At 70.6% G+C, this 20,071-nt stretch carries 19 protein-coding genes; 7 read left to right on the top strand and 12 right to left on the bottom strand.

Going from position 1 to position 20,071, the window contains the following annotated elements; all coding sequences use genetic code 11:
* Positions 1-725: DUF1929 domain-containing protein (locus KBI44_18310; protein ID MBP9146439.1), on the top strand; the 725-nt coding region annotated here is incomplete at its 5' end.
* A 44-nt stretch (positions 726-769) separates the two neighbouring features.
* On the opposite strand, the gene KBI44_18305 is transcribed toward KBI44_18310, so the two are convergent.
* A complete protein-coding gene (locus tag KBI44_18305; protein ID MBP9146438.1) occupies positions 770-1,879 on the bottom strand; it encodes a hypothetical protein in 1,110 nt (369 codons plus the stop codon).
* A gap of 150 nt (positions 1,880-2,029) precedes the next feature.
* Between KBI44_18305 and KBI44_18300 the strand changes: the two genes are divergently transcribed.
* The 4 genes from KBI44_18300 to KBI44_18285 all read left to right on the top strand — a co-directional run bounded on the left by KBI44_18300 (position 2,030) and on the right by KBI44_18285 (position 7,661).
* A complete protein-coding gene (locus tag KBI44_18300) occupies positions 2,030-3,559 on the top strand; it encodes a S1 RNA-binding domain-containing protein (protein MBP9146437.1) in 1,530 nt (509 codons plus the stop codon).
* 132 nt (positions 3,560-3,691) lie between these two features.
* Positions 3,692-4,837: an N-acetylmuramoyl-L-alanine amidase gene (locus KBI44_18295; GenBank protein ID MBP9146436.1), complete on the top strand. Its 1,146-nt coding sequence runs from the start codon at positions 3,692-3,694 to the stop codon at positions 4,835-4,837.
* A gap of 8 nt (positions 4,838-4,845) precedes the next feature.
* Complete coding sequence (locus tag KBI44_18290; GenBank protein ID MBP9146435.1) at positions 4,846-5,886, top strand: rod shape-determining protein; 1,041 nt, start codon at positions 4,846-4,848, stop codon at positions 5,884-5,886.
* A gap of 14 nt (positions 5,887-5,900) precedes the next feature.
* Positions 5,901-7,661, top strand: coding sequence for a PilZ domain-containing protein (locus tag KBI44_18285; GenBank protein MBP9146434.1), 1,761 nt, complete (start codon positions 5,901-5,903; stop codon positions 7,659-7,661).
* Positions 7,662-7,674: 13 nt separating this feature from the next.
* Here the strand turns inward: KBI44_18285 and KBI44_18280 are convergent, their stop codons facing one another.
* The 9 genes from KBI44_18280 to KBI44_18240 form a co-directional block, all read right to left on the bottom strand.
* Positions 7,675-8,403 carry an SDR family oxidoreductase gene (locus KBI44_18280; protein MBP9146433.1) on the bottom strand — a complete coding sequence of 243 codons (729 nt, stop codon included), beginning with the start codon at positions 8,401-8,403 and terminating at the stop codon, positions 7,675-7,677.
* A 159-nt stretch (positions 8,404-8,562) separates the two neighbouring features.
* The gene (locus KBI44_18275; protein MBP9146432.1) at positions 8,563-9,168 is read right to left on the bottom strand and encodes a DUF2911 domain-containing protein; all 606 of its coding nucleotides are present in this window, start codon (positions 9,166-9,168) and stop codon (positions 8,563-8,565) included.
* Between the two features lie 68 nt (positions 9,169-9,236).
* Entirely contained in the window at positions 9,237-10,007 is a 771-nt protein-coding gene (locus KBI44_18270) for a hypothetical protein (protein MBP9146431.1), read from the bottom strand.
* A 39-nt stretch (positions 10,008-10,046) separates the two neighbouring features.
* The gene (locus KBI44_18265) at positions 10,047-10,799 is read right to left on the bottom strand and encodes a hypothetical protein (GenBank protein ID MBP9146430.1); all 753 of its coding nucleotides are present in this window, start codon (positions 10,797-10,799) and stop codon (positions 10,047-10,049) included.
* A gap of 50 nt (positions 10,800-10,849) precedes the next feature.
* The gene (locus KBI44_18260; GenBank protein MBP9146429.1) at positions 10,850-11,371 is read right to left on the bottom strand and encodes a GNAT family N-acetyltransferase; all 522 of its coding nucleotides are present in this window, start codon (positions 11,369-11,371) and stop codon (positions 10,850-10,852) included.
* 49 nt (positions 11,372-11,420) lie between these two features.
* Positions 11,421-11,705 (bottom strand): zf-HC2 domain-containing protein, encoded by a 285-nt coding sequence (locus tag KBI44_18255; GenBank protein ID MBP9146428.1) that lies wholly within the window; start codon positions 11,703-11,705, stop codon positions 11,421-11,423.
* Positions 11,702-12,310: a sigma-70 family RNA polymerase sigma factor gene (locus KBI44_18250; protein ID MBP9146427.1), complete on the bottom strand. Its 609-nt coding sequence runs from the start codon at positions 12,308-12,310 to the stop codon at positions 11,702-11,704. The genes KBI44_18255 and KBI44_18250 overlap by 4 nt, the downstream gene beginning before the upstream one ends.
* Positions 12,311-12,318: 8 nt before the next feature.
* On the bottom strand, positions 12,319-12,756 hold the full coding sequence (locus KBI44_18245; protein ID MBP9146426.1) for a YHS domain protein: 438 nt from the start codon (positions 12,754-12,756) through the stop codon (positions 12,319-12,321).
* Positions 12,757-12,863: 107 nt separating this feature from the next.
* On the bottom strand, positions 12,864-14,510 hold the full coding sequence (locus KBI44_18240; GenBank protein ID MBP9146425.1) for a hypothetical protein: 1,647 nt from the start codon (positions 14,508-14,510) through the stop codon (positions 12,864-12,866).
* Between the two features lie 124 nt (positions 14,511-14,634).
* On the opposite strand from KBI44_18240, the gene KBI44_18235 reads away from it, so the two are divergent.
* Both KBI44_18235 and KBI44_18230 read left to right on the top strand, forming a co-directional pair.
* Positions 14,635-16,011: an amidohydrolase gene (locus KBI44_18235; GenBank protein MBP9146424.1), complete on the top strand. Its 1,377-nt coding sequence runs from the start codon at positions 14,635-14,637 to the stop codon at positions 16,009-16,011.
* Positions 16,008-17,846 (top strand): NUDIX hydrolase, encoded by a 1,839-nt coding sequence (locus KBI44_18230; protein MBP9146423.1) that lies wholly within the window; start codon positions 16,008-16,010, stop codon positions 17,844-17,846. Before KBI44_18235 ends, KBI44_18230 begins: the two co-directional genes overlap by 4 nt.
* 49 nt (positions 17,847-17,895) lie before the next feature.
* Here KBI44_18230 and KBI44_18225 read toward each other — a convergent pair whose 3' ends face one another.
* A complete protein-coding gene (locus tag KBI44_18225; GenBank protein MBP9146422.1) occupies positions 17,896-18,816 on the bottom strand; it encodes a paraslipin in 921 nt (306 codons plus the stop codon).
* Positions 18,817-18,884: 68 nt separating this feature from the next.
* Entirely contained in the window at positions 18,885-19,322 is a 438-nt protein-coding gene (locus KBI44_18220; GenBank protein MBP9146421.1) for an NfeD family protein, read from the bottom strand.
* Between the last annotated feature and the right edge of the window lie 749 nt (positions 19,323-20,071).

The raw sequence follows: 20,071 nt of genomic DNA, 5'->3' as shown, positions 1-20,071 counted from the left end.
CTGCCTTTCGTGAGCTTCAGCCGATGGCGGCAGCACGGCGCCACCTGAATCTGACGCTCCTCCCCGACGGCACGGTGCTCGCGACCGGCGGCAGCTCCGCGGCGGGCTTCAACAACTCGACCGGAGCCGTCCTCGCTCCCGAGCTCTGGGATCCCGCGACCGAGACCTGGACCACGCTCGCCGCGATGGCCGTCCCGCGCCTCTACCATTCGGTCGCGCTGCTGCTCCCGGACGGCCGCGTCCTCGCCGCCGGCGGCGGCCACCCGCGCGACAGCGAGCACGATGACCCCAACCATCTCGATGGCCAGCTCTTCTCTCCGCCCTACCTCTTCCGCGGGCCCCGCCCGTCGATCCTCTCCGCCCCCGGCGCGGTGCATTACGGCGAGAACTTCGCGCCCCTCTTCGCGCCCGAGACGGCGGTCGCGGCGATCACCTGGGTGCGGCTCGGCTCGGTCACGCACGGCTTCGACATGAACCAGCGCTTCCTGCGCCTCGCCGTCACGCCCGGGGCACAGGGACTCGTCGTCACCGCGCCGGCCGACCCGCGCCTCGCCCCGCCCGGCCACTACCTGATGTTCGCGCTCACCGCCGACGGCGTGCCCTCGCCGGGGCGGGTCATCCGCCTCGACAGCGGCATGTTCCGCGACGGCTTCGAAGGCGGCGCCAGCTCGGCCTGGTCGGAGACGGTGGGCGAACCCGAAGATCCGGACGATCTCGACGATTGAGGCGCCGCCGCCCGCGAGGCAGGCCGGCAGACCGCCGGCCGGCGCTAGTCGACTGCGCCGCGACCGGCCCACCACTGCGCGATACGCTGCGCCGCGATCGCGGCCCCCTTCCCGTCCACTGCGGCGGAAGGGGCGCGCGCCAGGATCCCGGGCAGCCGGCCCACCCAGTCGCCGCTTTCGAGCTCGGCCATGGCGATCGGCTCGGCGGGCAGGCGAGCCTCCAGGTAGCGCGCGAGCTCGGCCGATTCCCGAAAACCGCTGCGCGGCACATAGAGCATCCGGCCGCCCGCCGTCACGACCTCGGCGACGGTCGAGTAGCCGAGCTTGCCGACCACCAGGTCGGCGGCGGCGACGAGGTCGGGGTGGTGGATCGGCGAGCGGTGCGGCAGCAGGCGGAGGTTGCCCTCCCAGAGCTCTTCCGGGCTCCCCCCCGGAAGCACGAAGGTCGTGCCTGGATGCCTGGCCAGAGGGCCGAGGCTCGTCAGCCGGTGCTCGACGCCGCCGAAGCTCACCAGGACGATCCGATCCCCGGGCGGGATGGCGAGGCGCTCCCGAATCGCCCCCCGGTCCATCCGCGGCGTACGCGCCACGGGCGGCACGAGGAGCGCTCCGGCGGCAGGCCGGCAGCAGGGCTCGAGCTGGAGATGGAGATCGGGCCCGGCAGAGATCGCCGCCAGCTTTGCCGCCCAGTCGGAGAACCGCGGCTCGGTCGCCGCCAGCGGTTCGTAGATCCAGTCCCAGGTGAAGTTCTCGATCAGCACGGCAGGGAGGCCGGCAGCGCGCGCGACCGCGAGGCCGAACGGCGCGATGTCGGCGACCACACACGAGGCGCCGGAGGCGGCGACCGCCGCCGCCACTTCGCGGATCCGGAAGCGCTCCGCGGCCGACCAGAACTCCGCGAGCACCGCAAGGGAGGTCGGCAGATCCTCCTCGACCGGGCTCTTCTGGATCAGGCCGACGTCGCACACCACCTCGTGACGGCGGTACGGAACGGAGAGCGATTCTTCAAAAAACCAGTCCGGAACCGAAGTCCAGAGGTCGATGCCGCATTCCGGCAGGCGCCGCCCCAGCGCCTCCACGATCGCCGCCGTGCGCGCCGCGTGGCCGAACCCGTGCGGCGTGACGAACCAGGCGAATCGCGTCGGCTCCTGCACAGGCCCCCAGTCTAGCCTCCACTGCCCCTCCGGGCGGCTTCCCCGGGCTGGCTTCGCTCCGCGCGCTTCTTGCGCTATTCTCCGGGCAAGCCGTGCCTCCCCGGAGGCCTTCGCCGGAATCGCCCCGAAACTTGCATGACGGAGTCCCGCATGTCCGAGCTCGAGAACAGCCAAGTCACGCCTGAAACGTCCCCCGACGCGTCCGATGCCCCGGAGACCCCCGCGGAAGCGACTCCCTCCTCATCCGTGGTCGCCGTAGAGGCAGCCCCCGAGGCCGTCGCCGCCGACTCGCAGCCGGTCGCGGCGGAGTCCGCCGCCCAGGAGACGGGCTCGACCGATGGCGCAGCTGCCGCAGAGGCGCCTGCCGCCCCTGCCGCCGAGGATGCGCCGGCCAAGACCGCGGCCGGGCCGCGCGCCAAGAAGGCCGGAGCCCGGCCCAAGGGCGACAAGGCGGACCGCAAGCCGCGGGAGAAGCGCCATCGTCCGGCCGGCAAGTCGGTCGACGAGTTCGTCGCTCCCACTCCGGAGGAGCTCGCCCTCGTGCCGAGCGAGATCGTGCAGGCGGCGATCGCCAACCAGGCCTATGTCGAAGGCAAGGTCATCGGCTGGAACCAGGGCGGCTTCCACGTCGTGGTCGACGGCATCACCTCCTTCTGTCCGCGCTCCTCGATGGAGCTGGGAGCTCCGAAGGAGCCGGCGCAGTATCTCGACCAGAGCTTTCTCTTCCGCGTCCTGCGGGTCGAGGAGAAGGGTCATCGGCTCGTGGTCTCGCATGCCGCCGTGCTGCGCGACGAGCGCGCCCACAAGACCGCCGAGACCCGCGCCGCCCTCACGGTCGGCTCGACCGTCACCGGCAAGGTGATCTCGCTCACCGACTTCGGCGCCTTCGTCGATCTCGGCGGGATCGAAGGCCTGATCCACGTCTCCGAGTTGAAGCGCACCCGGGTCACCCACCCGAACGAAGTGCTCAAGGTCGGGGACGAGGTCACCGCGAAGATCATCAAGCTGCCCAAGGGCGGCGACCGCGTCTCGCTCTCGATGAAGGCGCTCGAGCCCGATCCGTGGGAGGGCATCGCGGCCCAGTATGCCAACGGCAACAAGTTCACCGGCAAGGTGATGCGCAAGTCCGAGTTCGGCTGGTTCATCGAGCTCCAGCCGGGAGTCGAAGGGCTGCTGCACGTCTCCCAGCTCGCGCCGGGGATGAAGGCGGAGGATCCGAAGCTCGCCCCCGGCGAAATGCTCGAAGGCTGGGTGCGCGAGGTCGACCTCGCGCGACGCCGCATCTCGCTCGCGCTGCGTGAAACGCCGCAGGGCAACCCCTGGGAGGGCGTCGAGACCAAGTACCCGGAAGGCGCCAAAGTCACCGGCACGGTCGAGAAGATCGAGAAGTTCGGCGCTTTCATCATGCTGGAGCCCGGCCTCACCGGCCTCCTCCCGGCGTCGGAGATGGGGTTGCCGAAGGGCGCCAACGTCGGCCGTACTTACGGCGTCGGCAAGAAGGTGACGCTGCAGGTCGCCCAGGTCGACGGTCGCAAGAAGCGCATCTCGCTCACCATCGAGGGCAAGACCCTCGAAGGCTCGAAGTCCGACTACCAGACCTTCCTCAAGGCGTCGAAAAAGACGACCGGCATGGGCGCCCTCGCCGCCGCCCTGCAGCGCATCCAGAAGAACGCCGACTGATTGGCCTGCGGCACGCCGGTCGCGCCGACAAACACCGCGTAGGGACCGCGCGCTCGTCCACGGGCGCGCGGCCCGACGGACTCCCCGGCGGCGTATGGCCAGCGAGTTCGTGGTGCTAGCATTTTCGGCGTCGTGACGCTCTCCCCGGACACTCCAGGCCCGCCTCCCGGACGCGGCATCGACCCGCGCCTCAAGCGCCGCCTGCTTTCGGGGGCGGTGGACGAGAACGTCCGCGCCATCCAGAACCTGCCGCGACACAAGCTCTATCGCAAGCCTCCGGTGGGCCGCTGGCTGCTCTTCGCGCTGGCTGGGCTCGGCACCCTCGCTGCGGCCTCCTGGGCGATCTGGTTTCGCCCGGCGGCGCCGGCCACGAGCCCACCCTCGACCCTCGCCGCCGGGCTCGCGCCGGCTCCGCTGCCGCAACTGCCGCCGCTCGCCCCCTACGCCACCCTGCGCGGCCCGGCGAGCCCGATGGAGCCGGGCGCCGCGACGGCCGGTGCGCAGGCCATGGGCCCGCTGGATCCCGATCTCCTGGCCGACTTCGGAACCGATACCGTCCCGACCCGGCTGGCGGCCCGGCTCTTCCCGGTGGCGGTGCGGCGGATCGTGCTCGATCCCGGGCACGGCGGCGGCGACGAGGGCACGCGCACCCCGGTCGGCCTGACCGAGAAGTTCCTGACGCTCGACATCGCCCAGCGCCTCGCGCAGTTCCTCGCGGCCGCCGGCTTCGAGGTCCGGATGACGCGTGACACGGACAGCAAGCTCTTTCTGCGCGACCGCGTCCGCTTCGCCAATCAGGCGCACGCCGACCTCTTCGTCTCGATACACGTCAACTGGCTGAAGGACGGGCGCGCCGACCGCGGCATCGAAACCTACTACCTCGGCCCCTCCGACGACCCGTTCATTACCGAGCTGGCGAGCGCCGAGAACCGCGAGTCGGGCTATTCGATGGCCGACGTGCGCCAGCTCCTCGACGGCATCTACAGCGACCTCCGGCAGCAGGAATCCCGCCGCCTCGCGGCCGCCGTGCAACGGCGGCTGGTCGGCGCGGTGCGCGAAGTCAGCCGTGAGGTGCGCGACCGCGGCGTGCGATCGGCCCCCTTCCTCGTGCTCGTCGAGACCGAGATGCCGGCGATCCTGGCCGAGGTCGCCTCGCTCGCGAGTCCCGAGGAGGCGCGGCTCCTGGCGCAGCCGGAGTACCGCGACCGCCTGGCGCGCGCGCTTTTCGATGGAATTCGGGCATACTCTCTGGCCACGGAACAACTGGCAGGAAGATAGGGGAATCGATGAGCGCCAAAGATAAGTACCTGTCCGTCGGCATCGACCTGGGCACCTCGCAGAGCGCGATTTCCACCTCGAACGGCGGTCACTTCGTGGTCGACAGCTATGTCGGCTGGCCGGTCGACATGGTGGCGCGCAAGGTGGTCAAGAAATCGGTGCTGATCGGTGCCGAAGCGATCGAGAACCGCAGCCTTCTCGACCTCCATCGCCCCCTCGAGCAGGGCCTCATCAAGGAGGGCTCGGAGAAGGACATCGCGGCGGTCAAGGAGATCCTCGGGCACCTGATCGGACTGGCGGTATCGGAAGGCGCCGCCGGCGCAGAGGAGAAGGACCGCAAGGTCCGCGCCGTCGTCGGGGTCCCCGCCGAGACGCTGCGCGTCAACAAGCAGCAGCTGCGCCAGGTCATGAAGGGGATGGTCGACGGCCTGATCATCGTCTCGGAGCCGTTCGCGGTGGCCTACGGGCTCGAAGCCCTGCTGCACACGCTGATCATCGACATCGGCGCCGGCACGACCGACTTCTGCGTCATGAAGGGTCACTACCCGACCGAAGAGGATCAGCGCACGCTGACGAGGGCGGGCGACTCGGTGGACGACCTGCTCGGCAAGTTGATCGCCGAGCGCCATCCCGGCATCCAGTTCTCGCAGCACATGGTGCGCAGCTGGAAGGAGGAGTTCGGCTTCGTCGGCGAGCAGAAGGAGAAGGTCGTCGTTCAGGCGCCCGCCATGGGGAAGGCCCAGAAAGTCGACATCACCGAGGAGATGCGCCTCGCCTGCGAGAGCCTGGTGGCGCCGTTCTCGGAGACGATGCTCGACCTCCTGGCCGCCGTCGAGCCCGAGTACCAGGAGCGCGTGCGCAAGAACGTCATCCTGTCCGGCCGCGGCTCGCGCATCCGCGGGCTCGCCGGAGCGCTCGAGAAGACGCTCGCCGAGGTCGGGGGTGGCAAGGTGACCATCGTCGAGGATCCCGTCTTCGCGGGATCGAACGGCGGCCTGGCAATCGCTCTCGATGCCGACGAGTCGGATTGGGAAAAGCTTTCGGCATAAACTAGCTCGTGCCCATGGAGTCCGACGACAACGTTTCCGGTGAGTTCCAGCGCTCGACCCGCATGCCGCTCGACGCGGTCGTGCGCCTGCACTTTCAAGGCACGGTTGCCTACCAGAACGGCTTCGCCGCCAACGTCTCGGCGACCGGCATGTTCGTCAAGCATCCGGCGCCGCCGCCGCTCGGCACGCAGCTGGTGTTCGAGTTCAACCTCGGCGCCGACAGGAAGCCCGTCCAGGGTGCCGGCGAGGTCGTCTGGGTGCGCGAGAAGTACCTCGGCCCCGGCCAGCCGGCAGGCGTCGGAATCCGCTTCCTCCAGCTCGACAGCCAGAGTCGCGATCACATAGCCGAGGCCCTGTTCGAATATCTGGAGCAGTCGCTCGCCGACGACTCCCTGCTCGACGGGAACGGCTTCCCCTTCGCCGACGAGGCGCCCGTTGGCGCCACCGCGACCACCGCTGGCACCGATGCCCCGGCCGCCCGCGGGACCGCCGGCGTCGACGCTGCGGCCGCCACCGCCGCCGCCGCAGGGACTGCGTCCTACGACGTTCTTCCGACGGCGCCGGCCTCCGCCGCGGCGCCCTTCCGGGAGCGTCCCGACGGCCTCGACAGCGGGCTCGACGACGCGGACCGTGGTCCGGCCCTGACCACGGAATCGCACTCGCAGCCGTTCGACTTCGCCGCACTCGAACGCCTGCCGCAACGCGCCCCGCTGCCCGGGCGATCCGCGACCCCGCCCGACCAGGGCGCACCCGGGCGGGCGGAACGCCCGGATCCGGCAGCGGCGGATGGGAGGCGGGCCTTCTCCGTCTTCTCACCGCTCGACGAGGCCGACGCGCAGACCGCCGATATCGTGCGCGAGGCCTTGCGCGAGGAGGCACCGCTGCCTTCGATGGCGGCCGCGGCGGCCGCCTCGAGCGCACGCGGGGGCTCGATGCGCTGGCTGGTATGGCTGATTCTCGCCCTCGTCGGAGGGGGCGGCTACTTCGCCTGGCAACAGTGGGGAGGAGATCGGCTCACCGCCGACGCGGGGGCTCCAGGATCCACCAGCGAGGCGCCGGGCGAGGAGCCGCTGGCGCCCGCCCCCCGCAGGCCCGAGCCGCTCACAGCGGCGCCGGAACCGGGCACGACCTTGGCGCAGGCCGTCGGTGTCGATCCGAACGCGGTCTCGCCCGCGGCGGCGCCACCGCTCGCGACCGGCCCCTCGACCGCCGCAACCGAAGAGCCCGACGCCCTCGACTCCGAGGTCGAGCGGCCGGCCGCCGCGGCGTCCGACCTCGCCGCCGATGCCGCGACCGCGCTGGCCGCTGACGAGCCGCCACGACCTCCGGCAGCGCCGGCCGAGACGGCTTCGGCGCCGGCATCCCCGGCTACCCCGCCTGCCAACGCGTCGCCAGATGTTGCCTCTGCAGCTGCGGCGCCGGCACAGCGTCTGACCGGCATCGAGTGGCGGCAGTCGGCCGGAACGGCCGGCGAGACGGTCCTCGTGCTGGTGGGCGACGGGGCCTTCCGGACCGGATCCTTCAGCTATTCGGAGATCGGCGGCGAGAATCCGCGCGTGCTGATCAAGCTCAAGGGAATGGCGAACCCCTACCGCGGCGCGGCGCCGCGCGCACCCGAAGGCGCCGGCACCCTGGTGCGCGGTGTGCGCACCGGTTTCCACGTCACCGCGACCGGCAACGAGATCCACGTCGTGGTGGATCTCGCGCAGCGGGGAATCAAAGTGGTGAGCCTCGCGCCGGCGGACTCCGGCCTCACCCTGGTTCTCGCTCCGTAGCTTCCGGCAAACCCTAACTGCCGAGACCGAAGACCGGGAGCGCCGCACCGGTCACGGCACGGGCCTGCGGCGATGCGAGGAAGAGCATCGCGTCGGCGAGCGCCTCGGGCGCGACCCAGGCACGCGGATCGGAATCGGACATCGCGTGGCGGTTGGCCGGCGTATCGAGGGTACCGGGCAGTACCACGTTGACGCGGATTCCGTCCCGTTTCACCTCCGCGGCCAGACTCTCCGTCAGGCGCACGACCGCGGTCTTGGCGATGCTGTAGGGCGCGACTCCGGCCTCCCCTCCGAGCGACGCCTTCGACCCGACGTTGACGATCGCACCGCCGCCCTGCCGGCGCATCCGCGGCACCACCGCGCGGCAGACGTGGAGCGCCGAGAGGAAGTTGGCCTCCCAGAGCAGCTTCCAGCTCTCGTCCGGAGCGTCTTCGACCGTCTCGCCACCGCGATAGGCGCCGGCGATATTGAACACCAGGTCGATGTGCCCGAAGCGCGCCAGGATCTCCTCGACGGTGCGCGACACCTGCGCCGCCGCGGCGAGGTCGCAGGCGTGGAAGGCGAGCCGGTCGGCGCCTGCGGCATCGGCCTCCACTTCCGGCCAGAGGGCGGGCAGCCGCCCGGTCTCGCGGTCAACGAGCGCGAGGCGCGCCCCGGCGTCGTAGAGCCGCCGGGCCACGACGCTGCCGAGCGCCCCCGAGGCTCCGGTCACGACCGCTACCTTGTCGGAAAAGTCGAACATCGGTTTTCCCTTCCCGGCGCATTCGCCGGCAGCAGAGACTGCCGATCCACCAGCGCACTTTCGATGCATTCCGGCCGCCCGGAGTTTCCCGGGCGATCCGGATGCAGCCAGGCCGCCCGCAGTTTCCCGGGCGGCCTGGAGAAGAAGTCGGAAGCGGACCTACTTGGCGGCGGCGAGCGGCAGCCGGACTTCGGTGCGGATCCAGCGCAGGACCATGTCGGCACCGGCCGGCGTCTTTTCGAATTCGAAGGTCAGCTGGTCGACCTCGTTGGCAGCCGCGAGAGTCGCCGGCTTCGCCTCGACCACGAGCACGTCATGCTTGGGCAGATCGGCCGGGGTGAACTTCTCCGCCACCGCGTCGTAGTAGCCGGTGCCATCGAGACCGAGCAGCGAGTTGAAGTGGAACTTCCAGCTCTCGGCGCCGGGCGTCGTGAACAGCGAGTAGGTGCCCGCCGCGAGCTTCTTGCCGGCGATCATGACGTCCTTGGTGACCGTGATCTCGGTCGCCTCGTTGGCGCCGGTCCGCCAGACCTCGCCGTAGGGCACCACCGCGCCGCTCTCCTTGGTGCCGAAGATGTTGTCGCGATCGCGCTTGTACGGCTGCCCGTAGGTGACCTTGACGTAGGCGTCGCCGACCATCGTCCGCTCCATGCCCAGCGGGCTCTTGCGCCGCGACGGGTGGAGGTCCTGGGCAGAGGCGAAGGCGGGGACGAAGACGGCGGCGGCGGCGGCGAGGACGATCAGGTTGCGGAAGCCTCGGGTCATCGGATCTCTCCTTGGTGTTCAGGGTTCAATTGGCGCGGCGAATCGCCCGCCGCAGGCGGCCGATCCTATCAATGACCGGTTCGCGGTCCGTCGGCGCCCGCTGGCGGCGGTGCCTGTGGCTTGGGGGTCAGGCGGCCCGGTCCCCAGAGCGGAAACCAGAGCACACCGAGGTCGCTCCCCGTGCGCGCGACGACCAGCAGGACGATGAACATGGACCGCGCGCCGTTCTCGCCGAATCCTCCGTGCGCCACGCCGACCAGAAGGATGCCGACGAACGACATGAGGACCGTGGCCACGAGAAAGAAAGTCGCCTGCAGGGCGGAGGCGGGGGCGAAGGTCCGTTTCGCCCGCCGTGCGGCGACGAGATCGACCGCGAACTCCCCGAGGAGAATCGCGAGGTAGGCGAGCACTCCCCAGCTCGGCGTCGCGAGGAGACCCTCTCCCCCGCCGAGCCCGAACCAGGCGCCGCGAGTCGATCGGTCGAGCCCCTGCCCGGCGAAGGCCACGGTCGCGAGCGAAATCGCGAGCCAGACCAGCTGCAGACCCAACGACTGCCGTTGGTGCAGTTCGGGTTCGATCTGCGGCCCGCCCGACAGCCGGTCGCCGACGACCGCCAGCCGCACGACGAGAAAAAGCTCGGCGAAGAAAAAGCCGACGAGCCAGGCGACCGACCAGCCCTGCACCAGGACGCCGTGCAGGAGGAAAGCGCCGCGCGCCAGGGGCAGGGCGCTGCGCGGCAGCAGAATACGCGGGTTGGATTCGGGTCCGAGTGCGAGATAGGCGACGCCGAGATCCGCCGGCGCCCGCCGCCCGCTCGCTCGCTTGGCAGAGGCCGGCATGCGCCGCGTAGGCTATCAGTGCGCTCCCATCGCTCCGCGCTAGCTTTGCGAGCGGGATTGCGCCGCGACTTTCGCCAGCCGGCCGGGGCCCCAGAGCGGGAACCAGAGGACGGCGAGGTCGCTGCCGGTGCGCGCCAGGACGAGCACCGTCGCGGCGACGGCGCGGACCCCCGTGTCTCCGAACCACTCGCCGGCGAAGCCCGCGGCGATGATGCCGAAGAAGGTGAGGCCCAGCAGCGCGGCCAGGAAGAACGTCGCCCGCAGGGCGCCGGCCGGAGCGAACGTGCGGCGCTCGCGCCGCGCAACAACGAGGTCGAAGGCGAACTCCGCGAGGAGCAGGGCGAGATAGACCGCAACCCCCGCGCTCGGCCAGGCCCAGACTGCCCCGCCCTCTGCGAGACCGAACCAGGCGCCGCGCGTGGAGCGGTCGAGCGCCTGGCCCGCGAAAACGACCGCCGCGAGACTCAAGGAGAGCCAGAAGATCTGGGCGACGAGCGGGCTCCGGCGATGCAGGTCCGGGTCGATCTTCCGCCCGGTGCTGAAGCGATCCCCCAGCACGGCGAGCCGGAGGACGAGAAAGAACTCGGCGAAGAGGAAAGCGGCGAGCCAGGCCGCCGACCATTCCTCGATCAGCACTCCGTGGAGCAGGAAGGCGCCGCGAGCGAGCGGCAGGGCACTGCGCGGCAGCAGCAGCCGGGGGTCCGACTCGGGCCGGCTGGCGAGGTAGGCCTCGTAGAGATCGGCCGGCTTCTGCCGTCCGCTGCGCGCCGCCCTGGAGGTTCCCTTCGCCATGCGGCGCGTAGGCTATCAGGGCGCTCCGGGCCGCGCGCGGCGCGAAAGCCCTAGGGGACGCTATCGCGGCCGGCTCTGCGCGCCATGAGGACATCGCGCTGCGGATCGGTGCCGACGACGAAGGTGTGCGCGCCGACGACAGCGAAACCGCACTTGCGGTAGAAGGCGATGCCGCGCGGATTCTCCTCCCAGACGCCGAGCCAGATGACATCGGCGGGGCGCGCGGCGGCGATCTCGAGGGCCGCGGCCATGAGGCGCTGCGCGAGGCCGCGGCCGTGCCAGGGGGCGTCGACGTAGAAGCGCCGGATCTCGATCGGCCGTGCGCCGCGGACGCCCGGCGGCGGCGCATCCCACGCGAGCTGGAAATAGCCGGTCAGTCCGTGCGAATCCTCGGCGACCCACGTCGCGATCTCGGACGAGAGGATTTCGCCGCGCTGGATCGACTCGCCGTAGCTCGCCGCGCAGTGGAGCGCCAGATCTTCGGGCCGGTTGCGGGCGCCGAAGGCGTCGACGAAGGTCCGCTCGGCGAGCGCCGCGAGCGCTGCGGCATCGCCCTCCACGGCGCGGCGGATCGCCGCCTCGCCGCTCAACGCTGCCCCCGCTTCGCTCGTCCCACGCGCGCTAGAACCTTGCCTGGAGAATCGCCCGCGTGAGCTCGCTGTCGAGCGGCGGTGGATCGACCTCGAGCTCCCGTCGCAGCGCCTCCCGGCCGAGTTGGACCGTCGCCTCGTAGGTCGCGAGGTAGGCGGCGCAGGAGGGGCAGAGGGCGAGGTGGCGCTCGAAGTTCCCCTGCTCGTCGGGCGGGAGCTCCCGCGACAGGTAGTCGAGCAGGAACGTGAGCACCTCTTCGCAGGTGAGGGACTCCTCGCCGCGCGAGTGGAGCGTCTTTCCGATGCGGGATCTCATGCCTCCCCCTGTTCGAGGTGCGGGTCGAGCAGCTCGCGCAGCGCCTGCCGCGCCCGGTGCAGACGGATCTTCACCGCATTCGCCGAAATGCCCAGCGCCTCCGCGACCTCTCCGGTCGAAAGCTCCTCGATGTCGCGCAGCAGGAGGACGGTGCGGTAGGTCGTCGGGAGGCGGTCGATCGCCTGCCGCACCAGGCTCCGCACTTCGGCGCGCTCGAGGAGCTGCTCGGCGCTCTCGGGCCATTCCCGGTAGGTGCGGGTCGCATGCCCGTCATCGTGAAAGGTCGGCAGGAGCGGCTCGATCGACTCCTCGGGACGGGCCCGGCGGCTGCGCAGCCGCATCAGGGCGGCGTTGACCACGATCCGGTGCAGCCAGGTTCCCAGACGGCTCTGACCCTCGAACTTCGGCAGGCCGCGAAAGGCCAGCAGGAAGGCCTCCTGGACCGCGTCCCGGGCCTCCTCGTCATGGCGCAGCATGCGCCGCGCGACGGCGAGCATGCGTCCGCCGTGGCCTTCGACCAGCGCCTCGTAGGCTCGCGCGTCGCCGCTGCGCAGCGCAGCGAGCAGCGCGGGCTCGTCCGCTGCGGCTCTCTCCTCCGCCTCCAGATCTCCCCCTAGTCGCCAGCCAGCAGCTTCGGCCAGTTCGCGTCCCCCTGGGCGATATTCCCCGGGATGTCGGCCGCCCACTTCTTCTGCACGTCGGGACTGTAGTTCAGGTAGAGCCGGCCGTTCTCGATTCTCCAGGCCTGGGGATCGATGTCGGCGGTATAGCCCTGGGCGACCGCCCAGGCGCAGTAGCCGCCGTACTGCGGGACGTAGCGCTCCGGCTCCCGGACGAAGAGCTCACGATGCGTGGCAGAAGCGAAGCGCCAGGTGGCGCCGTTCCATTCGAACGCGTGCTCCTTGCTGCCTTCGATCGGCCTGCCATCGGTGAAGTAGGCCACTGGGTCGTAGCCGTCGATCGCCAGGCCGCCGAAGAGCGTCTTGTTGATTGGCGTCAGGGCCGCGGCCGGCGCGGCGGCCAGAAGGACGGCAGACAGGGACAGCCACAGCGTGAAAGCTCGCGATCGGTTCATCGGTCGGGCTCCTCTTCTCCCCTGTTGGATGCCCCGGACTCCGGCCGGTTTCAGCTCTCCCGATCTCCACCTTCGAACCCGGGCTACCTGCCAACGAGAGCGCGCGCCGCCACGACCTCCGGCCGGGTCGACGCCGGGCTCGCGAGCGCCGCCACCAGATTGGCGAAGGTGCGCGCTCGATTGGCCTCACCCGCAAGATCGGCGGCACGCGCGGCACCAGCCAGCGCGTGGAGCCGGTTGGGGGCGACGCCGAGGCTGGCCTCGTACTCCGCGAGCGCCTCGCGCGGCCGGCCGAGCTCGAGCAGCAGGTCGGCGAGGAGCTCGCGCTGCGGCAGGACCGTGCCGGGCGTCACCGGGTGCTTGCCCACTTTGTCCCCCAGATCGGCGCCCGCCCGGAGGAGCGTCAACGCTTCGGCGGTGTTGCCGCGCGCCTGCGCGAGGCAACCGGCCGCGGCGAGCCGCAGCGACTCGACGCTCGCGGCCCAGTCGTAGGGCCCCGGAGGAGGCGCCTTCACCAGGCTCTGGTGGAACGCTGCGAGCTCCGAGAGCGCAGTCCCTGCGGCGACCAGGTCGCCGATCTTCGCCGCGCCGACCGCACGCGCGTACGAGTTGATCGCCGCCATCTGCGGGAACTTCGCCCAGTCCACGCCGAGGTTCGTGGGCAGCTCGAGAGCCGCGGCCTCCGACCACTGCCGGCGCTCGAGTGCATATCGCGCCGGGATGGCGGCGAGGCCGTACGTCGCCTGGAGCACCGCCGCCTCGATCGACGTCGTTCGCGCCACCTGTTCGGCGACAGCGCGCGCCCGCTCGTCGTCCCCGGCCTGGAGGTAGGCGTACTCGAGATAGTCGAGCGCGTGAAGCTCCTCGAGCGCGACCCTGCCGGAACCGGTTCGCGCGATCGCGGCGCGCGCCGACGCTGCCGCATCGAGGTTCGATGCGATCGTCTCCGGCCAGAGTCCCAGCCGGACGAAGATGTGCGACGGCATGTGCAGCGCATGCGCCGCCGCCGGGGCGATGCGCGCATAGCGGCGCGCGGCGTCGAGACCCAGGTAGGCGAGCTCCGGCGAATCGAAGGCGTGAATCGAATAGTGGGTGATGCCGGGGTGATTCGGCAGCCTGGGCAGCCAGCTCGAGAGAATCGCCGCCGCCTGCTTCTGCATCCTGTGCTCCGGATCGGCCGGCGGCGCCGTGCCGAGGATCGCCAGGGCGTGGAAGACCGCCGCGTCGGCATCCTCGGGGAATCGCAGCGAAAGCGCCGCCATGGCGTCGCGATAGCGGGCTGTACGGGTCTTGTGGTCCGCCGCGGCGGCGTCGGACCAGAAGCTGCCGATCGCCGCGATGTATCCGCTTTCCCGCTCGGTGCCCCTGCTGGCCGGAGCGGCGCCGGCAAGCTCGGCCGCGCGCGTGCTCGCCGCGAGCCCCGCCGCGAGCTCCGCGGCGGTCGGCGCGGCCCAGAGCGGGTGAAAGTGGCTCATGGAGACCCCCCAGTGCGCCATCGCACAGGCCGGGTCGTCCGCGCTCACTCTCTCGAAAGCTTCCCGCGCGGCGACGTACTCGAAGGAATGCAACAAAGCGACCCCGCGCTCGAATGCCGGCTGGAGCTCGGGGCGGCAGCTCACCGGAAACGAGACTGCGCCGAGCCCTTCGATGGTGTGGCCGCCCTCGGCGACCACTGCGCCCTGCGATGCCGATACGAAAAGCATGGCGATGACCAGATGCCTCTGGAACATGGATACCTCCCGGTTGAGTTCCTGCAGTGAAGTACCGCAACCCTAGCCGCAACCGGCCGTCGACGCCACTGCCTCAAGACAGACCTCCGATCGGACAGAGACGCATCTGTCATAGCCTTCCCCAATGCCCAGCCCGACCCGCCACAGCGCCGGCCTGCTCTTTTCCCTTACTGGTCTTTTCGCGCTCCAGCTCGCGACCCCGCCTCCTGCGCTCGGCGCCGGCGCGGATACCGCGCGCCCGGCCGTCGCCAGCCCCCTCGCCGCCGAGATCGACCGCAGGGCAGCGGCGGTCGAGGGCAAGCTGATCGAGTGGCGCCGCCACCTGCATCAGAACCCCGAGCTCTCCGGTCGCGAGGTCGAGACGGCGAAGTTCGTGACCGCGCGCCTCGCGGCGATGGGGCTCGAGCCGCGCCCGATCGCCGGTACCGGCGTCGTCGCGGTCGTCTCCGGAAGGCTTCCGGGCGCGACGATCGCGCTGCGCGCCGACATGGATGCGTTGCCGGTCCGGGAGGAGGTCGACCTGCCGTTCGCGAGTCGCGCCGCCGGCACCTACGAGGGCAAGACCGTGCCGGTGATGCACGCCTGCGGTCACGACGCCCATACCGCGATGCTCCTCGCCGCCGCCGAGGTTCTGGCCGGCCTGCGCGATCGCCTGCCGGGGCGCGTCGTGCTGCTCTTCCAGCCGGCTGAAGAGGGCGTGCCGGCCGCCGAAGGGATCGCCGGCGCCGAGCGCATGATCGCCGAAGGGGCGCTCGACGATCCGAAGGTCGACGCCGTCTTCGGCATCCACGCCTTCGCCGGCCTCGAGAGCGGTCTCCTGGGCTACCGCCGCGGTTCGCTGCTGGCGGCCGGCGACCGCTTCGAGATCGAGATCCAGGGCAGGCAGGCGCACGGCTCGAAGCCGTGGTCCGGAATCGACCCGATCGTCGCCGGAAGCGCCATCGTCACCGCGCTCCAGACGCTGGTGTCGCGCGAGTCCGACCTCACCCACGAGCCGGTCGTCATCACGGTCGGCCAGTTCGACGCCGGGGTGCGCAGCAACATCATCCCCGATCGCGCCCGGCTCGTGGGCACGATGCGCACCTTCGACGAGGCGATGCGCACCGACCTCGAGAAGCGCATGCGGCGGATGGTCGAGCGCGTCGCGGAGGGCTACGGCGCCACCGCCAAAGTGACTTTCGAACCCGGCTATCCGGTGACCGCCAACGACGCCCGCCTCGTGGACCAGTTCCTCCCGACGCTCGAGCGCGTGGCGCCCGCGCGGGTGCGCGAGGCATCGAAGATCACGGCATCGGAGGACTTCTCGCTCTACGCCCAGCGAGTGCCCGGAGTCTTCCTCTTTCTCGGCATCACTCCGCCGGCCGGGCTGGCCACCGCGGCGGGCAACCACTCACCACTGTTCTACGTCGACGAGTCGGCGCTCCCGACCGGCGTGCGTGCCTACGCCCAGGTCGCCGCCGACTACCTGTTCGCGCATGCGAAGACGAAAGGAAAGCCATGAGAGCTCCGCTCCTCGCCGCCCTCAGCCTGGCCCCGCTGGCCGCTGCCACGCTCCTCGGCGCCGCCGAGCCCGCCGCCCAGGTCGCGCCTCCGACGCCGACCCCCACCCTCGCCCCGGCAGAGAGGGCGGCGATCCTGCAGAAGACGGCGACGCTGCGCCTCGCGCCGGATCTCGCGCACCTCACTCCCGGGGAACGCGCGGCGGTGAACCATCTCCTCCAGGTCGGCGGCATCCTGCAGCGCCTCTACGAGGAGGCCCGCCACCCCGAGGCCGAGCGCGAACGCCTCCGTTTGCTCGACGAGGCCCGCACCCCAACCGCCGGAACCGCGGAGGCGCCGGTGGAGTCGGACGCCGCGCGTCTCTTCCGGCTCTTCCAGGGTCCGATCGCCACCACCCTCGACAACCGGCGCGTCCCGTTCCTCGCCGTCGCCGCGGAGACGCCGGGCAAGAACGTCTATCCTGCGGGGATCACCGCCGTCGAGGTCGAGGCCTTCCTCGCCGCCCGTCCGGCGGAGCGTCCGTCGATTCTGGGCGAGCGCACCGTCGTGCGGCGCGCCACCGCCGAGGCCCTGGCCGCGGATCTCGACACGCTGCAGCGCGTGCCGCTCGTCGCCGGGCTCCACCCGTTCCTCGTCGGCAAGCTCGCGGCGCTCGCCGAGCATCCCGACCCGAAGGTGCTCTATGCCGTGCCGCAGGCCGTGGCCTGGGCGCGTCCGCTCACGACCGCCTATCTTTCTCTCCTCCACGCCGCCGACGCGGTGGCGGCCGACGACGCCGAGTTCGCGGGCTACCTCCGCAACCGCGCCCGCGACCTGCTGTCGAACGACTACGAGAGCGGCGACGCCGCCTGGGTGACCGGGCGCTTCGGCCGCTTGAACGCCCAGATCGGTTCGTACGAGACCTACGACGACGCGCTTTTCGGGGTGAAGGCGTTTCCGTCGATGAGCCTCCTGTTGCGCGACGAAGCGGCGACCGCCGAGCTCGCGAAGTCGCTCGGGAGTCTGCAGGAGATCGAGGATGCGCTGCCCTACTCACCGAAGAAGCGGGTGCGCCCGGAGATCCCGATCGGGGTCTACGAGGTGATCGCCGACTTCGGGCAGGCGCGCGGCACGAACACGGCGACGAACCTCCCGAACGATCCGCTGTTCTCGCGCCGCTATGGCCGCATCATCCTGATGCGCGCCAACATCATGAAGAACCCCGATCTCTTCGCCAACGCGCAAAGGCGCTGGAACGCGGCGATCGCGCCGGCGTCGCGCGGCGGGCTCGGCGGTGACGGCGGCAGCGGCGGCTTCCAACGCACCCTCTGGCACGAGATCGGGCACTATCTGGGGCCCGAGTGGACACGCGACGGGCGTGAGCTCGATCCGGCGCTCGCGAGCTGGGCCGACGCGGTCGAGGAGATGAAGTCCGATCTGGTGTCGCTCTTCGCGATGCAGAAGCTCGCCGACCGCGGTCTGGCGACGCCCGAACGTCTCGCGGCGGTGCGCGCCAGCGGAATCCTCCGGGTTCTGAACGACAACCGGCCGCGCCGCGACCAGCCGTATCAGCTCATGCAGCTGGTGCAGTTCAACTGGTTCCTCGACAAGGGGCTGCTGACGACGACCGCCGACGGCTTCCTCGAGATCCACGACGAGAAGTACGCCGCGACGGTCGCGAGCCTGCTCGAGGAGTCGATCGCCCTGCAGCTGGGCGGCGACCCCGCCGCTGCCGAGAAATTCTTCACCCGCTGGACCGACTGGCAGCCCGGCCTCCACGAGGCGATCGGAAAAAGGATGCGCGACGCCCAGACGACGCGCTTCAACCTCGTCCGCTACGCGGCGCTGGGAGAATAGCCGGACGCTGCCGGCCCCCTTCTCTCGAAGCGGGGCCGGACGCCTTGCTTCAGGCCCGCGATTTGGTCTCGGCGAAGACGTTCATGGCAGTCGCGATCATGGCAGCGACATCGCCGACCGGCGCCGGGACGATGACGGTGTTGGTCGACTTCGCGAGGTTTCCGAATTGGGCGACCCACTGCTCGGCGACACGCAGCTGCACCGCCTCGCGGCCGCCCGGGTTCTGGATCGTCTCGGCGACCCGACGCAACCCCTCGGCCGTGGCGCTCGCCACCGCGAGGATCGCCTCGGCCTGGCCCTCGGCCTCGTTGATCTGACGCTGGCGGGTGGCCTCCGAAGCCTTGATGACCTGCTGCTTCTCGCCCTCGGCCTCGTTGATGCGCGCGTCGCGTTCGCCCTCGGAGGTCAGGATCACGGCGCGCTTCTCGCGTTCGGCGCGCATCTGCTTCTCCATCGCCGAGAGCACGTCCTTGGGCGGCACGATGTTCTTGATCTCATAGCGCAGGACCTTGACGCCCCAGGGTTCCGACGCCTTGTCGAGTTCGGAGACCACCTGGCCGTTGATGTGCGAGCGCTCCTCGAAGGTGCGGTCGAGGTCGATCTTGCCGACCTCGCTCCTGAGCGTCGTCTGGGCGAGCTGCGAGATGGCGAAGAAGTAGTCCTGGACGCCGTAGGAGGCGCGCTCGGGGTTCATCACCTTGAGGTAGATCACGCCGTCGACGCCGACCTGGACGTTGTCGCGCGTGATGCAGATCTGCTCCGGGATGTCGAGCGCCTGCTCCTTGAGCGACAGGCGGTAGCGCAGGATGTCGATGAACGGAAAGAGAAAGTGGAAGCCGGCGCCGAGCGTACCGGCGTAGCGCCCGAGCCGCTCGACGACGTAGGCCGACTGCTGCGGCACGACGACGGCGGTCTTGGCGATGACGATGAGGACCAGGAGCGCGAGCGCCACCGGCACGATCACCGACATGGTCAGGAGCGAGGCGAGCGGATTCTTCTCTTGCGCATCCGCGAAGGCGAGAAAGAGCGGCAGATAGGTCATCGGTTTTCAGGCTCCAGGAGAAGTTGCAGTCCGTCCATGCCGACGACGCGACAGCGTTCGCCGGCGGCGAGCGGCCGCGTTGCGGCGTTGCGGGCGTTCCAGGGTGTGCCGCGCAGCTCGGCCTTGCCGACCGCGCCGGGGAGGATCCCTTCGACCGGCGTCGCGATCTCGCCGTGGAGATCGTCGGCCTGCGGCTGCGGCATCCGCTTCTGCAGCCAGTCGAGCAGGGGCTTGCGGAAGACCAGCGTCGCCCCGATCGAGAGCGCCGAGAACAGCAGCCACTGTCCCCACGCCGGCAGTACGATCCCGGCAAGTCCGAGGAGGCCCACGACGATGCCGCCGAGCCCGAAGAAGAGGAGGTAAAACCCGCCAGGAGTCAGCAACTCGGCGGCGACCAGCAGAAACCCGACCAGCAGCCACGCCCACCAGAGCATCGTCACGCCTCCGCAGCCATAGGAAGAACCGACATCATCCTACCGCTTTCCCCGTCAGGTCCCCGCCATCCCCAGCGGCCACCAAGGCTCGCCCTCCCGGACCACTCCCGGGCGAGCGGGCACCGAGCACCGGAGGCGCGGAGATGGGAGGAGAGGGGCCCACGGAGCGCCGAGGAACGCAGGAGCCCGCTCGCCCAGAACCACCGACGCCCGCGGGCGAGCCGTCGCTAGGTGCGGCGGCGATAGGAGGATCCGGTGAAAGTTGCCGACTTCTACCCACCGCGATACCGATCGTCCACTCTGCCGTGAGTGAAGAATCGGTAACTGTCACGGTTTCTTCCCCTTCGTCTAAGCCAACCGCAACCCGACTCCGGAACGACGATGTCACAACAGCGTCGAAGGCGCGCCACGGCGTCGGCGGCTCGCTCCAGACCATCTCAGATCGCCTCGACGCGGCGGCGTTCCTGTCGGCGCCGATGCTGACGCGGAGCAGCTGGCGGCAATGGAGCTCCGGGGGGTGAGGCCGGGACCGCGCCCTCTCCAGCGCGAGAGACTTGCCGCCTTTATACTCTTGGGCATGTCGATCTACGAGCCGATCCTGGCGCGGCTCAACGAACAGGGCGGACGCTATGTCGTCGTCGGCGGGCTGGCGGTCGTCCTGCACGGACATGCTCGCCTGACCGTCGACCTCGATCTGGTCGTCGATCTCGCTCCCGAGGCGGCGCGGCGGACGATCTCGGCGCTTCTCG

Source organism: Thermoanaerobaculia bacterium (genome assembly GCA_018057705.1).
Classification (GTDB): Bacteria; Acidobacteriota; Thermoanaerobaculia; order Multivoradales; family JAGPDF01; genus JAGPDF01.
The sequence above is the reverse complement of the archived record's forward strand: the minus strand, read 5'-3'. Positions and strand labels throughout refer to the sequence as shown.